The sequence below is a fragment of the Nonomuraea sp. PA05 genome, from assembly GCF_008086045.1.
In the GTDB taxonomy this organism is placed as follows: Bacteria; Actinomycetota; Actinomycetes; order Streptosporangiales; family Streptosporangiaceae; genus Nonomuraea; species Nonomuraea monospora.
Window position 1 is genome coordinate 109,307 of record NZ_VSEY01000014.1, and the last position, 12,460, is coordinate 121,766.

12 protein-coding genes are annotated in these 12,460 nt (G+C 72.1%); 5 read left to right on the forward strand and 7 right to left on the reverse strand.

What is annotated here, in order from left to right:
- Positions 1-68 precede the first annotated feature (68 nt).
- On the forward strand, positions 69-2,204 hold the full coding sequence (locus FXF51_RS22765) for a discoidin domain-containing protein (RefSeq protein WP_148436547.1): 2,136 nt from the start codon (positions 69-71) through the stop codon (positions 2,202-2,204).
- On the opposite strand, the gene FXF51_RS22770 is transcribed toward FXF51_RS22765, so the two are convergent.
- On the reverse strand, positions 2,191-3,423 hold the full coding sequence (locus FXF51_RS22770) for an alpha-hydroxy acid oxidase (RefSeq protein WP_316247636.1): 1,233 nt from the start codon (positions 3,421-3,423) through the stop codon (positions 2,191-2,193). The two genes, FXF51_RS22765 and FXF51_RS22770, sit on opposite strands and share 14 nt — an antisense overlap.
- Positions 3,424-3,539: 116 nt before the next feature.
- Here FXF51_RS22770 and FXF51_RS22775 point away from each other — a divergent pair, with 116 nt between their 5' ends.
- Complete coding sequence (locus FXF51_RS22775) at positions 3,540-4,259, forward strand: metal-dependent phosphohydrolase (RefSeq protein ID WP_411268371.1); 720 nt, start codon at positions 3,540-3,542, stop codon at positions 4,257-4,259.
- 52 nt (positions 4,260-4,311) lie between these two features.
- On the opposite strand, the gene FXF51_RS22780 is transcribed toward FXF51_RS22775, so the two are convergent.
- The 5 genes from FXF51_RS22780 to FXF51_RS22800 all read right to left on the reverse strand — a co-directional run bounded on the left by FXF51_RS22780 (position 4,312) and on the right by FXF51_RS22800 (position 7,463).
- The gene (locus FXF51_RS22780; protein ID WP_148436549.1) at positions 4,312-4,584 is read right to left on the reverse strand and encodes a DUF4031 domain-containing protein; all 273 of its coding nucleotides are present in this window, start codon (positions 4,582-4,584) and stop codon (positions 4,312-4,314) included.
- Positions 4,581-5,300 carry an HAD family hydrolase gene (locus FXF51_RS22785; RefSeq protein WP_148436550.1) on the reverse strand — a complete coding sequence of 240 codons (720 nt, stop codon included), beginning with the start codon at positions 5,298-5,300 and terminating at the stop codon, positions 4,581-4,583. Before FXF51_RS22785 ends, FXF51_RS22780 begins: the two co-directional genes overlap by 4 nt.
- Positions 5,301-5,318: 18 nt before the next feature.
- Positions 5,319-6,503 (reverse strand): cytochrome P450, encoded by a 1,185-nt coding sequence (locus FXF51_RS22790; protein ID WP_148436551.1) that lies wholly within the window; start codon positions 6,501-6,503, stop codon positions 5,319-5,321.
- 143 nt (positions 6,504-6,646) lie between these two features.
- Positions 6,647-6,922 (reverse strand): hypothetical protein, encoded by a 276-nt coding sequence (locus FXF51_RS22795; RefSeq protein ID WP_148436552.1) that lies wholly within the window; start codon positions 6,920-6,922, stop codon positions 6,647-6,649.
- Between the two features lie 112 nt (positions 6,923-7,034).
- Positions 7,035-7,463, reverse strand: a complete 429-nt coding sequence (locus FXF51_RS22800) for a hypothetical protein (RefSeq protein WP_148436553.1) — start codon at positions 7,461-7,463, stop codon at positions 7,035-7,037.
- Positions 7,464-7,668: 205 nt separating this feature from the next.
- Here FXF51_RS22800 and FXF51_RS22805 point away from each other — a divergent pair, with 205 nt between their 5' ends.
- From FXF51_RS22805 to FXF51_RS22815, 3 genes are all read left to right on the forward strand, one after another.
- Positions 7,669-8,910 (forward strand): hypothetical protein, encoded by a 1,242-nt coding sequence (locus FXF51_RS22805; protein ID WP_148436554.1) that lies wholly within the window; start codon positions 7,669-7,671, stop codon positions 8,908-8,910.
- 109 nt (positions 8,911-9,019) lie between these two features.
- A complete protein-coding gene (locus FXF51_RS22810; RefSeq protein WP_187414525.1) occupies positions 9,020-9,721 on the forward strand; it encodes a DUF2786 domain-containing protein in 702 nt (233 codons plus the stop codon).
- A 201-nt stretch (positions 9,722-9,922) separates the two neighbouring features.
- Entirely contained in the window at positions 9,923-10,687 is a 765-nt protein-coding gene (locus tag FXF51_RS22815; RefSeq protein ID WP_148436556.1) for an SDR family NAD(P)-dependent oxidoreductase, read from the forward strand.
- A 6-nt stretch (positions 10,688-10,693) separates the two neighbouring features.
- Here the strand turns inward: FXF51_RS22815 and pgm are convergent, their stop codons facing one another.
- The gene (gene pgm, locus FXF51_RS22820) at positions 10,694-12,325 is read right to left on the reverse strand and encodes a phosphoglucomutase (alpha-D-glucose-1,6-bisphosphate-dependent) (RefSeq protein ID WP_148436557.1); all 1,632 of its coding nucleotides are present in this window, start codon (positions 12,323-12,325) and stop codon (positions 10,694-10,696) included.
- Positions 12,326-12,460: the final 135 nt, after the last annotated feature.

Below are 12,460 nucleotides of genomic sequence, written 5' to 3' on the forward strand. Positions count from 1 at the left end.
GCGCCGCAGGCACGCTCTGCTCGATAGAGCGCTCTCTTCACCGCCCCCCGTTCGTGAGGAGTCCAGCAGTGCACCCCCGCAGAAGCCCCGCTCTCCTCGTGGCCGCGCTGGCCGCGTTACTCCTGTCCTTCCTGGTCACGCCCCCGGCCCAGGCGCTGGCATGCGGCACCGCGAACGCCGCGCTCAACCGCCCCGCCACCGCCTCCTCCACCGAGAACGCCGGCACCCCCGCCTCCGCCGCCGTGGACGGCAACGCCGGCACCCGCTGGTCCAGCGCGTTCAGCGACCCGCAGTGGCTCCAGGTGGACCTGGGCACGTCCCAGGAGATCTGCCAGGTCGTGCTCCAGTGGGAGACCGCCTACGCCACCGCCTTCCGCGTCCAGGTCTCCGGCAACGCCTCCACCTGGACCGACCTGTACTCCACCACCACCGGCACCGGAGGCACCCAGACCCTCGCCGTCGCCGGCACCGGCCGCTACCTGCGCGTGCACGGCACCGCCAGGGCCACCGGCTGGGGCTACTCGCTGTGGGAGCTGGCCGTCCGCACCACCACCACGACCCCGCCGGGCGGCGGCGACCTCGGCCCCAACGTGCACGTCTTCGACCCGTCGATGTCGTCGGCGAGCATCCAGTCGACGCTGAACTCCGTCTTCACCCAGATGGAGTCCAACCAGTTCGGCACCCAGCGGCACGCCCTGCTGTTCAAGCCCGGCAGCTACAACGTCACCGCCGACATCGGCTTCTACACCTCCATCATGGGCCTCGGCCGCAACCCCGACGACGTCACCATCAACGGCCAGGTCAGGGTGGACGCCGGCTGGTTCGGCGGCAACGCCACGCAGAACTTCTGGCGCTCCGCCGAGAACCTGTCCATCACCCCGACCGGCGGCACCAACCAGTGGGCCGTCTCCCAGGCCGCGCCGTTCCGCCGCATGCACGTCAGGGGCAACCTCAACCTCGCCCCCTCCGGCTACGGCTGGGCCAGCGGCGGCTACATCGCCGACAGCAGGATCGACGGCACCGCGCAGCCGTACTCGCAGCAGCAGTGGTTCACCCGCGACAGCAGCATCGGCGGCTGGCTCAACGGCGTGTGGAACATGGTGTTCTCCGGCGTCGAGGGCGCGCCCGCCCAGTCGTTCCCCGAGCCGCCGTACACGACGCTCGCCAACAGCCCCGTGACCAGGGAAAAGCCCTACCTGTACGTGGACTCCGCCGGGGCCTACCAGGTCTTCGTGCCCTCCCTGCGGCAGAACACCCGCGGCGCGAGCTGGCCCGGCAGCGGCACCTCGATCCCGCTCACCCAGTTCTACGTGGCCAAGCCGTCCGACACCGCCGCCACCATCAACGCCGCCCTCGCCTCGGGCCTGAACCTGCTCTTCACCCCCGGCATCTACCACGTCGGCCAGACCATCAACGTCACCAGGGCGAACACCGTCGTCCTCGGCCTCGGCTACGCCACGATCATCCCCGACAACGGCGTCGTGCCGATGAAGGTCGCCGACGTGGACGGCGTCAGAGTGGCCGGGCTGCTGTTCGACGCGGGCAGCGTCAACTCGCCCATCCTCATGGAGGTCGGCCCGCCCGGCTCGTCCGCCTCCCACGCCGCCAACCCCATCTCCATCCAGGACGTGTTCTTCCGCATCGGCGGCGCCCACGCCGGCAAGGCCACCACCAGCCTCGTCGTCAACAGCGACCACACCCTCATCGACCACATCTGGGCCTGGCGCGGCGACCACGGCGCCGGCATCGGCTGGACGGTCAACACCGCCGACACCGGCCTGATCGTCAACGGCGACGACGTCACCGCGTACGGGCTGTTCGTCGAGCACTACCAGAAGTACCAGGTCATCTGGAACGGGCAGCGCGGGCGGACCATCTTCTTCCAGAACGAGATGCCGTACGACCCGCCGAACCAGGCCGCCTGGATGAACGGCTCCACCCGCGGCTACGCCGCCTACAAGGTCGCCGACTCCGTCACCTCGCACGAAGCCTGGGGGCTCGGCGCCTACTGCTACTTCAACGTCGATCCGAGCATCGTCGCCGAACGCGGCTTCGAGACGCCCGTCAACCCGAACGTGCGCTTCCACTCCCTGCTCACCGTCTCGCTCGGCGGCAACGGCACGATCAACCACGTCGTCAACAACACCGGCGCCCCGGCCCAGGGCACCGCCACCGTCCCCGTCAAGATCGTCAACTTCCCCTGAGCCGCACCAGGTCGGGGGTCAGCCCCTCGACGCCGCCGCTCACACCCAGGAGCTGCAGCGTCCGTACGAGCTCGGCGTGGAGCAGGTCCAGCACCCGCGCCACGCCCGGCTCACCCCCCGCCATCAACCCGTACAGGTAGGCGCGGCCGACGAAGCACGCCCTGGCGCCCAGCGCGACCGCGGCGGCCACGTCGGCCCCGCCGCGCACACCCCCGTCGAGGAACACCTCCGTACGGTCGCCGACCGCCTCCACCACCTCCGGCAGCAGCTCCAGCGGGGTGGCGGAGCGGTCGAGCTGGCGCCCGCCATGGTTCGACACCACCACCCCGTCCACCCCGACCGCCGCCAGCTCCTTCGCGTCGTCCACCCGCTGCACGCCCTTGACCAGCAGCTTCCCCTGCCACACCGACCGGATCCACTCCAGATCGGCGATCGTCACCGACGGGTCGAACATCAGGTTCGTCAGCCCCGCCATGTCGGCGGGCGCCCCCTCCACCGTGGCGAACCTCAGCGGCTCGCCGGTGAGGAAGTCGAACCACCACGCCGGATGCCGCGCCGCCTCCAGCACACCGCGCCAGCGCAGCGACGGCGGGATCGTCAGACCGTGCCGCACGTCACGCAGCCGCGCCCCGGCGACCGGCACGTCCACGGTCACCACCAGCACGTCCATGCCCGCGTCCGCGGCCCGCTCCAGCGCCTCCACGTTGCGCCCCCGGTCCCGCACCACGTAGAGCTGGAACCAGTTCCACCCTCCGGGCGCGGCCGCCGCCACATCCGCGGCCGTCGTGGTGCCCATCGTGGACAACGTGTACGGGACGGCCGCCCGCTCCGCCGCCCTCGCCACCGCCCGCTCTCCGCCGCGGTGCATCATCCGGGTGAAACCCGTGGGGGCCAGCACCACCGGCATCGCGATTCGCCGCCCCAGAATCTCCACCGCGGTGGGGGCCTCGGCGACGTCACGCAGCACGTGAGGGGCGAACTCCACCCGGTCGAACGCCGCCGTCGCCCTGGCCATCGACCGCTCGCCCTCGGCGGCGCCGTCCACGTAGTCGAACACCATGCGGGGGGCGCGCCTTCTGGCCAGCCGTCTCAGGTCCGTCAGGTCGGCGGCTGCTCGGATCCTGGCCGTTCTGGACCAGTGGGGGCGGGCGGGCGCGATTCTGCGCAGCTCCCGCCAGCTGGGCAGGCGCCGGGGTTCGTTGCGCGCGTTCGACCCGATGCCGGGACCTTAACATCGCGGGGGCCGCGTACGGTGGGGTGGTGATCGACGAATCGGCGGCCGGGCCCGAACGCGGCGGCGCGCCCGCTCACGACGCCGCGCCCGCGCGCGGGGGCGTGGACGATGGCCTTCGTGCTGAGCTTGTGCGCGGCTGGGTCGCGCTGGTAGGGGACACGCCCGCCGCGCTCGCACAAGGAGCCGAGCTGATCACCCGCTGGGCGGAGCCGCATCGCCGCTACCACACCCTCACCCACCTCGCCGCCGTCCTGACCGCCATCGACGACCTCACCACCGAGCCCACCGAGCCCACCGAGCCCACCGAGCCCACCGAGCCCACCGAGCCCACCGAGCCCACCGAGCCCACCGAGCCCACCGTGCCCGGCGAAGGCGACCTGGCAGCCGTCCGCCTGGCGGCCTGGTTCCACGACGCGATCTACGACGGCCGCCCGGGCTGGGACGAGGAACGCAGCGCCCAACTGGCCCAGGCCCGCCTCCCACGCTGCGGCGTCCCCACCGGAGGGGTGGCGGAGACGGCCAGGCTGGTCCGCCTCACCGCCGCCCACGACACGCTCCGCCCAGGCGACCGCGACGGCGCCATCCTGTGCGACGCCGACCTGGCCGTCCTCGCGGGCCCCGGCTACGACGCCTACGCGCGGGCGATCCGCCAGGAGTACGCCCACGTCCCGGACGCCGCGTTCGCCGAGGGCCGCTCGGCGGTGCTGCGCCGCCTGCTCGCCACCCCCGCCCTGTACCGCACCCCGCGCGCCCGCGACCTGTGGGAGGAACGGGCCCGCGCCAACATGACGGCGGAGCTGCGCACCCTCCAGGACGGCTGACCGCGTGAAGGCCCGGGCACTCACCGCCGATGACAAGCCCGGCCGCGACCCGTCAGCGCGGCCGGTGCCGTTTGCGGCGCCGCAACCCCGCCTCCACCAGCCGCCGCAACAGCTCCCGCGAACTGACCGCCTCGGCCCCCAGCTCCACCGCCCGCGCGTGCACGGTCTCGGGCACGTCGTAGTGATCGCGATCGAACGCCCGCGACGGCACCCCCAGCCGCACCGCGAACTCGTGCAGCTCGTCCAGGGACCTGTCGCTGACAAGATGCGACCACATGAGCCCGCGCGGCCCCGGCCAGTTGGGCGGATCGATGAGAACGGTCACGACGTCAAGGGTAGAACCCTCCCACGCACCTCGATCGCCCCCAGATCGGGCACCGCCGCACGATCCTCCTCGACCACGACCACCAGCCCGAACCCGCCCTTGCCCACGGCCTCGATGGCGGGCAGCGCCGAGACCGCCACAGCGACCTTGGCCGCGGGCAGGTCCAGCCGCCGCGCCGCCTCCAGGAAGAGGGCCGGGTCGGGCGTGCCGGGGAGGTTGAGCAGGGCGGCGTCGTTGCCGTCCACCATGAGGTCGAACAGGTGCATGACGCCCGCGGAGCCCACCAGCCTGCGTCCGTGCAGGCTGGCGGAGACGGCGGCCGTGCGGGCGCCGCGGTGCCGCAGCTCGTGCAGGAGCGCCACGGTGGCGGGGAACGCGGCGACGCCGTACTTGTCCACCTGTTCCATGAACACGCGGTCCTTGGCCAGGCCCAGCCCGTGCACGGTGGGGGCGCCCGGCTCGTCGTCGGGCGACCCCTCGGGGACGCTGAGGCCGCGGGAGGCCAGGAAGGTGCGGATGCCGTCGAGGCGCGGGCGCCCGTCCACGTGGCGCAGGTAGTCGCCGCGGATGTCGAACGGCGCCGAGCGGCCGCGCAGGAACGCGTCGAAGACGTGTTTCCAGGCGGCCGCGTGCCCCCGAGCGGTGTCAGTGACCACGCCGTCGGTGTCGAAGACGACGGCGCTGATCGCGGTCAGGTCGATGACAGGCTCGTTCACACAGCGAACGTAACCGCTCTACCAGGCGACGGGTAGCTCTTTGACGCCGTAGACGATAGCGAGTTCCCTGAACGGCACCTCTCCGGCGACGTGCAGGTCCGGGAAGCGGCGCAGCAGCGCGGGGAAGGCGATGCGCATCTCCATCTGCGCCAGGGGCGCGCCGATGCAGCGGTGGATGCCGTGCCCGAAGGCCAGGTGTGAGCCGGCCGTCTCGCGGCCGGGCCGCACCTCGTCCATGCCGTCGCCGATCGCGGGGTCGCGGTTGGCGCCGGTCAGCGAGCACAGCACCATCTCGCCCTTCTTGATGGGCACGCCGTGCAGCTCCAGGTCGTCGCGGGCGAAGCGCGGGAAGGCGACCTGCACGACCGTCATGTAGCGCAGCAGTTCCTCGACCACGTCCACGACGTAGCCGTCCACCTCGCGCACCTTGGCGGCCTGCTCGGGGTTGCGCAGCAGCCACAGCGTGCCGAGCGCGAGCATGCTGGTGCTGGTGTCGTGGCCGCCGGTCAGCAGGCCGTCGGCCATGCTGGCGAGCGTGCGGTCGTCCAGCTCGTCGCCGTGCTCGCGCAGGAGCTGGCCGAGCAGCCCGTCGCCCGGGTTCTGCCGCTCCCTGGCGACGAGGTCCGTCAGGTACGCCATCGCGTCGTTGATGGCCTGCAGCGACGCCTCGGGGCCCGCGGTGAAGTCGAAGCGGTCCTTACTGAGCTTGACGAAGTCGGCGCGCTCGTCGTAGGGAACGCCGAGCAGCTCGCACACGACGAGCGACGGGATCGGCAGGCAGAACTCCTCGACCAGGTCGACCGGCATCCCGTCGGCTGCGCCCCTGGCCTCGATGCGGTCGAGGCACTCCGCGACCATGGCCTCGATGCGCGGCTCCAGCCTGCGCAGGCGGCGCATGGTGAACTCGGGCGTGAGGTACTTGCGCAGCCGCGTGTGCTCGGGCGGGTCGCGGAAGCCGAGACCGCCGGGGTCCTCCTGGTTGGAGCCGAGCCCGATCACGCCCGCGAAGTCGTTGCTGAAGCGCTCGTGGTCGCCTAGCACCGAGCGGACGTCGTCCCAGCGGGTGACGAGGTACACCGTCTGGTCGCCCGGGATCCGCATGGGGAAGACCGGGTGCTCGGCTCTGATGCGCGCGAGCTCGCCCACGGGGTCGAACCCGTCGCGCATGAACTGGACGAGCGGGAACTCTTCTGTCTCTGACATCGAAATCCGTCCTGGCTGGGATGCATCACACCATGTTGGGATAAATCCCTGCATAGATGGTCCCATCCGGAAAGGTGAATGGTGCCCTCCGAAAGGACGAATTTACATCTCACTCTCACCGCCCTTGGCGGCGCGGGTGACGATCATGTCCCGGCTAATGTGCTGGTCACCTCCTCCGGCGGCGGCAGCGTCCTGTCACGGGCATGAACGGGCGGATCGGGCGGCACCGCCTCCGCCGACAGGGCGGGCGGCGAGGGCTTGGGCCTGCGCGGCTCCCGCACCCCGCCCTTGCCTCCCGGCGGATCGGTGAAAGGCGGGTAGTCGCGTTCGGTCCAGTGAGGTTCGCCGGGGCCGAAGCCGGGCGGCCAGACGGGTGCGCCGCTGGAAAGAGCACGGCGCCGTCGCGATCGCTTGCTCACATTGCCCTCCTCCGCGTCCCATTGTGCGCCCGGCCACGGCCCGTGACCAGCCGGAATCGGAGCTGTCACCACGACGGCAGGGGCTGCGACGCCAGGTTCGCCGATCTCGCGGTCACGCCGGTGGCGGCGCGGCGTTCTCCGCTGTGGCCTGGCCCGGAGCGCTGTCCATGGCTGGAGGGGCGGAAGTGGCGACGGCGGCGTGAGTGGGCGCCGGGGTCGACTGCTGGCGGACGAGCACGGCGCCCAGCAGCGCGACGAACGCCATGATCGACGCCGTCTGCTGCTCCGTCAGCGACACCCCGAACACCAGCCCCAGCGTGACGAGCGCCTGCGCGAACCCCAGCGCCGCCGCCTTGACGCTCCTCCCGCCGTCCAGATCCCGCGTCGCGAACGCCGTCCACACACCGAGCCCCGCCGCCGCGATCGAGTTGATCGCCGCGACCTGCTCGGTCGTCAGCGGCAGGAAGAGCGCCGTCAGCATCTGCAGGCCCGCGCTCAGCAGGCCGAGCGCGAGCGCCGGCTCGCGGCCGAAGAACTTCATGGTCGGTTCCCCCTCCGGTGAATCGGGCCCCTGTGACGGCAGAGGGGGAGAGCCCCGCCCTGATACACCTCCGTGAAGTGCCCTGAACTGCAGTGAAAGCAGGGCAAACTGGGGCAGCAGACGGCGTTTGGCGTACAAGATGGCGACATTCTGCGATGATCTCGTCGCATAGAGCCGGAGTTTGAGCCATCACGGATAGTGACTGATGCCGACATTTGAGGAAATAGCAGCCTTCATCACCGAGAAGCCGCTCGCCACCGCCGTCATCGCGCTGCTGAGCCTGGTCGGCCTGGTGCTCGCGGTCCTGGCGCTCAGGGTCGCCTGGCGAGCCGTGGCCTGGTTGTTCACCAGGTACGTCGCGTTGCGACCGGTCGAGGACGTGCTGACCATCGTGGCCGCCTCCATCGCCACGGGCGTCTCCGCCCAGGGCATGTGGCGCTTCTCGGGAGACGTGCTGGGCCTCGACGGGCCGCTGCGGTTACTGCTGTTCGCGTTCATCGAGGTCGCGATCATCACCTCCGCCGTACGCGCGCGCCGCAACATGCGCGAGAACTTCTCGGCCGGCATCGACGGCATCGCCGTGTGGGCCCTGACCTGCCTGACCGCCGTGCTGTCCTCGATGGACGCGCGCAGCCTGCCCGAAGCCGTCTTCCGCCTGGCAGCCCCGCTCGTGGCCGCCTGGCTGTGGGAGCGCGGCATGGCCATCGAACGCCACCGCATCCGCGGCACCGGCCGCATCAACTGGCGGCTCACCCCGGAACGGCTGCTGGTCCGGCTCGGGCTGGCCGAGGTCAGCGACCGCACCGCCAGCGAGGTCGACGCCCACCGCAGGCTGACCAGGGTCGCGCTGGCCGCCAAGAAGGCCAAGGCGCTGCGCGAGGCCGGCGCCCCCGACCGCAAGATGCGCGCCGCGCTGGCCAAGCTCGACAAGGCCATGGACCAGGCCGTCGAGCACACCGGCCTGGCCGTCGACCCGGCCCGCCAGGAGGCGCTGCTGGCCCAGATCGCCGCCCTCTACAACACCTCCGCCCTCATCGACGCCGCCCCCCGCGTGCCCTGGGAGCCCGAGGCCGACCACCATCCCGTCCCGGCCAGGCCCGCCCTGCCGCCCGCGCTGGCCGAACTGGTCAACGACGAGGACGAGGACGCCGTGGTGTTCGACACCACCCCGCAGGTCGTCAGCACCGCCGAACGCGCCGCGCTCATGCGGGCCGCCCGCGAGTTCTGGGACCGGCAGATCGCCAAGGGCATCGTGCCGCGTACGGTGGACATCGCGCAGGAGATCGGGATCTCGCTGGGCACGGCTCGCGAGTACCGGGCGCTGTGGAAGCTGGAGCCGGCGGCGCACGCGCTCATCGAGGCGCTGTACCAGCAGCACGGCATCGTGGACACCGGCGCGTTCCCGGCCATCGCGGACGACGGGCGGGTGCTGACCACCAAGTCGTAAGCTGGTCCTCCGTCCCCGACCTCCGTCCCCCGGCCGGGTGCGGCGGGATCGGGACGCGCCCTCGCGATCGGGGCGCGGCACGCGGGCGGTGCGGGCCGGTGGAGACGGAGTGGGGGCGCGGGTGCGGGAGCGGACGCTCGAACGCGTCAGGAAACTGCTGGCCAAGGCCGAGCGCACCGACAACGAGCACGAGCGTGCCACGTTCATGGCCGCGGCCTCCGCGCTGATGGCCAAGCACGGCATCGACTCGCTGCCGCCCGCGGGCACCCGCCAGGTCCCCGGCGACAGGATCGTCACCCTGCCCGCCCCCTGGGCCAGGGAGAAGGCCCGGCTGGTCAGCCTGGTGGCGCAGGCGTCGCGGTGCCGGCCGCTGCTGATCGGGCGGGGCGACGGCGGGCAGCGGGTGCACGTGTTCGGGTTCGCGGCCGACCTGGAGCGGGCCGACCTGCTGGCGACGTCGCTGCTGCTGCAGATGGCCTCAGGGCTGGCCAGGGTGGAGCCGCCCGAGGACGTCACCGCCGTGCGGGCCTACCGCAGGTCGTGGCTGCTGGGCTTCACGGACGAGGTGTACCGGCTGCTGTGCGCGGCCGAGTCCAGGGCGGAGGCCGAGTCGGCCGGTACGGGCACCGCGCTCGTCCTGGCCGACCGCAACGCCGAGGTGGCGCGGGTGGTGGCCGCCCACTATCCCGATATCCGCATGAGCGTGCCCAGGACCAGCGGCACCGGCTACCGCGACGGGGTCGCCGCCGGGCGCGAGGCCGATCTGGGCCGCACGGGGATGGCCACGGCGACCGCGCCCGAGCTGACCTGAAAGGGCCGGCGCCGACACCATGTCTCCCGCGCGCGGACCGGCGTGCGTCCGGGGTTCGCGCCACAGGTGGCCGTGCGGCCGGTGTTCCACGCCGAGCCGTTCGGGGCACGGGTTCGGTACACGGGTCCGATATCCGGGGGTCGGTACGGCGGTGATTCTCGCGGCGTTCCACGCCTCGCGTGAGAGCAAGGAGACGGACATATGGACATGAACGGCACGGTCGCGGTGGTCACCGGAGGCGGCACGGGCATCGGCGCGGCCGTCGCGGAGAGCCTGGCCAGGAAGGGCGCGGCGGCCGTCGTCGTCAACTACTCGCGCTCGGCGGGCGAGGCGCAGGAGACGGTCGCCCGGCTGGAGAGCCTCGGCTGCAAGGCGGAGGCGGTGGCCGCCGACGTGTCGGACGACGCCGCCGTCCGCCGCCTGGCCGAACGCGTCAGGGCCGACTACGGGCGGGTGGACGCCCTGGTGTGCAACGCGGGCACCACGAAGTGGGTGCCGTTCCCCGACCTGGAGGGGCTCACCGACGAGGTGTGGCAGCGCGTCATGGGCGTCAACCTGATGGGCGCCTTCTACTGCGCCCGCGCCTTCGCTCCCGCGCTGCGCGCCTCGCGCGGCGCCATCGTGAACGTGGCCTCCGTCGCCGGGCTGCTGGCCACCGGCTCCTCCATCGCGTACGGCGTCAGCAAGGCCGCCCTGCTCCAGCTCACCCGCGACCTGGCGGTGGCGCTCGGCCCCGACATCCGGGTGAACGCGGTCGCGCCCGGCATCGTGGCCACCCGCTGGCACATCGACCGGGTGGGTGAGCAGGTGTACGCCGAGATGGCCGCCAAGGAGGAGCTGAAGGCGCCGCTGCGCCGCACCGCGCGTCCCGAGCACATCGCGCAGCTCGTCACGGCCCTGCTGGAGTCGGACCTGGTGACGGGCGAGGTGCTGGTCGGCGACGGCGGGCGGCACCTGCAGTACTGAACGAACTCAGCTCAGCGCGCCGGACACCAGCGAGCGGGCCTCCTCCTGCACCTGGGCCAGGTGGTCTGGGCCCTTGAAGGACTCGGCGTAGATCTTGTACACGTCCTCGGTGCCCGACGGCCGGGCCGCGAACCAGGCGCTGCGCGTCGAGACCTTCACCCCGCCGAGCTTGGCCCCGTTGCCCGGCGCCGACGTCTGCACGGCTTCGACGGGCTCGCCCGCCAGCGAGCCGGCCGTCACCTGCTCGGCCGACAGCTTGCCGAGCACGGCCTTCTCCTCGCGGGTGGCCGGCGCGTCCACCCGCGCGTACGCGGGCTCGCCGAACCGCTCGACCAGCCCCCGGTAGCGGGCGCTCGGCGACTCGCCGGTGACGGCCAGGATCTCCGAGGCCAGCAGCGCCAGGATGATGCCGTCCTTGTCGGTGGACCACACCGAGCCGTCGCGCCGCAGGAACGACGCGCCCGCGCTCTCCTCGCCGCCGAACCCGAGGGACCCGTCCAGCAGCCCCGGCACGAACCACTTGAAGCCGACCGGCACCTCGTACAGCCGCCGCCCCAGCGACTTGGTGACCCGGTCGATGATGCCGCTGCTGACCATGGTCTTGCCCACGCCCGCGTCGGACGGCCAGCCGTCGCGGTGGGTGTAGAGGTAGTCGATGGCGACGGCCAGGTAGTGGTTGGGGTTCATCAGCCCGCCGTCGGGGGTGACGACGCCGTGCCGGTCGGCGTCGGCGTCGTTGCCGGTGGCGATGTCGTAGGTGTCGCGGCCGGCGATGAGCGAGGCCATCGCGTACGGCGACGAGCAGTCCATCCGGATCTTGCCGTCCCAGTCGAGCGTCATGAACCGCCACGTCGGGTCGACCAGCGGGTTGACCACGGTCAGGGCCAGCCCGTGCCGTTCGGCGATCTCCCCCCAGTAGGCGACGCTGGCCCCGCCCAGCGGGTCGGCGCCGATCCGCACGCCGGCCGACCTGATCGCGTCGAGGTCGACGACGGACGGCAGGTCGTCCACGTACGTGCCGAGGAAGTCGTAACGCCCGGCCCTGCCGAGCGCCGCCGGGTACGGCACCCGGCGCACGCCCTTGAGCCCGTCCTGCAGCAGCCGGTTGGCGCGGTCCTGGATCCACCCGGTGGCGTCGGTGTCGGCGGGACCGCCGTGCGGCGGGTTGTACTTGAAGCCGCCGTCGGCGGGCGGGTTGTGCGACGGCGTGACGACGACGCCGTCGGCCAGGCCGCTGGTGCGGCCCTTGTTGTGGCGCAGGATGACGTGGGAGACGGCGGGCGTGGGCGTGTAGCCGTCACGCGAGTCGATGAGCACCTCGACGTCGTTGGCCGCGAACACCTCCAGCGCCGACACCCGCGCGGGCTCCGACAGCGCGTGCGTGTCGATGCCCAGGAACAGCGGCCCGCCGGTGCCCTGCGCCTGCCGGTACTCGCAGATCGCCTGGCTCGTGGCCACGATGTGGTCCTCGTTGAACGCCGCGTTCAGCGACGACCCCCGGTGCCCCGACGTGCCGAACGCCACCCGCTGCGCCACCTTACCGGCGTCGGGGTGCAGCGCGTAGTAGGACGTCACCAGCCTGGCGACGTCGACCAGGTCGGATGGCCGGGCGGGCTGTCCCGCGCGTTCATGCGTCATAGAGGTCACTTTACAAATCCGGTGCGGCCCGGCGGGTGACCGCATGGCCGGGTGGGGAGATACATTCGCGTCAGTCACCAGAACGGAGTTCTGTTCCCATGCGCTATGGATGTTTTCTCGCCGAACCTCAGGGAT

Bases quoted from the DNA above. Each gene is read 5' to 3' on its own strand.
- FXF51_RS22805 (WP_148436554.1), top strand. From the start codon at position 7,669: ATGCCGACATTTGAGGAAATAGCAGCCTTCATCACCGAGAAGCCGCTC.
- FXF51_RS22815 (WP_148436556.1), top strand. From the start codon at position 9,923: ATGGACATGAACGGCACGGTCGCGGTGGTCACCGGAGGCGGCACGGGC.
- FXF51_RS22790 (WP_148436551.1), bottom strand. From the start codon at position 6,503: ATGTCAGAGACAGAAGAGTTCCCGCTCGTCCAGTTCATGCGCGACGGG.
- FXF51_RS22800 (WP_148436553.1), bottom strand. From the start codon at position 7,463: ATGAAGTTCTTCGGCCGCGAGCCGGCGCTCGCGCTCGGCCTGCTGAGC.
- pgm (WP_148436557.1), bottom strand. From the start codon at position 12,325: ATGACGCATGAACGCGCGGGACAGCCCGCCCGGCCATCCGACCTGGTC.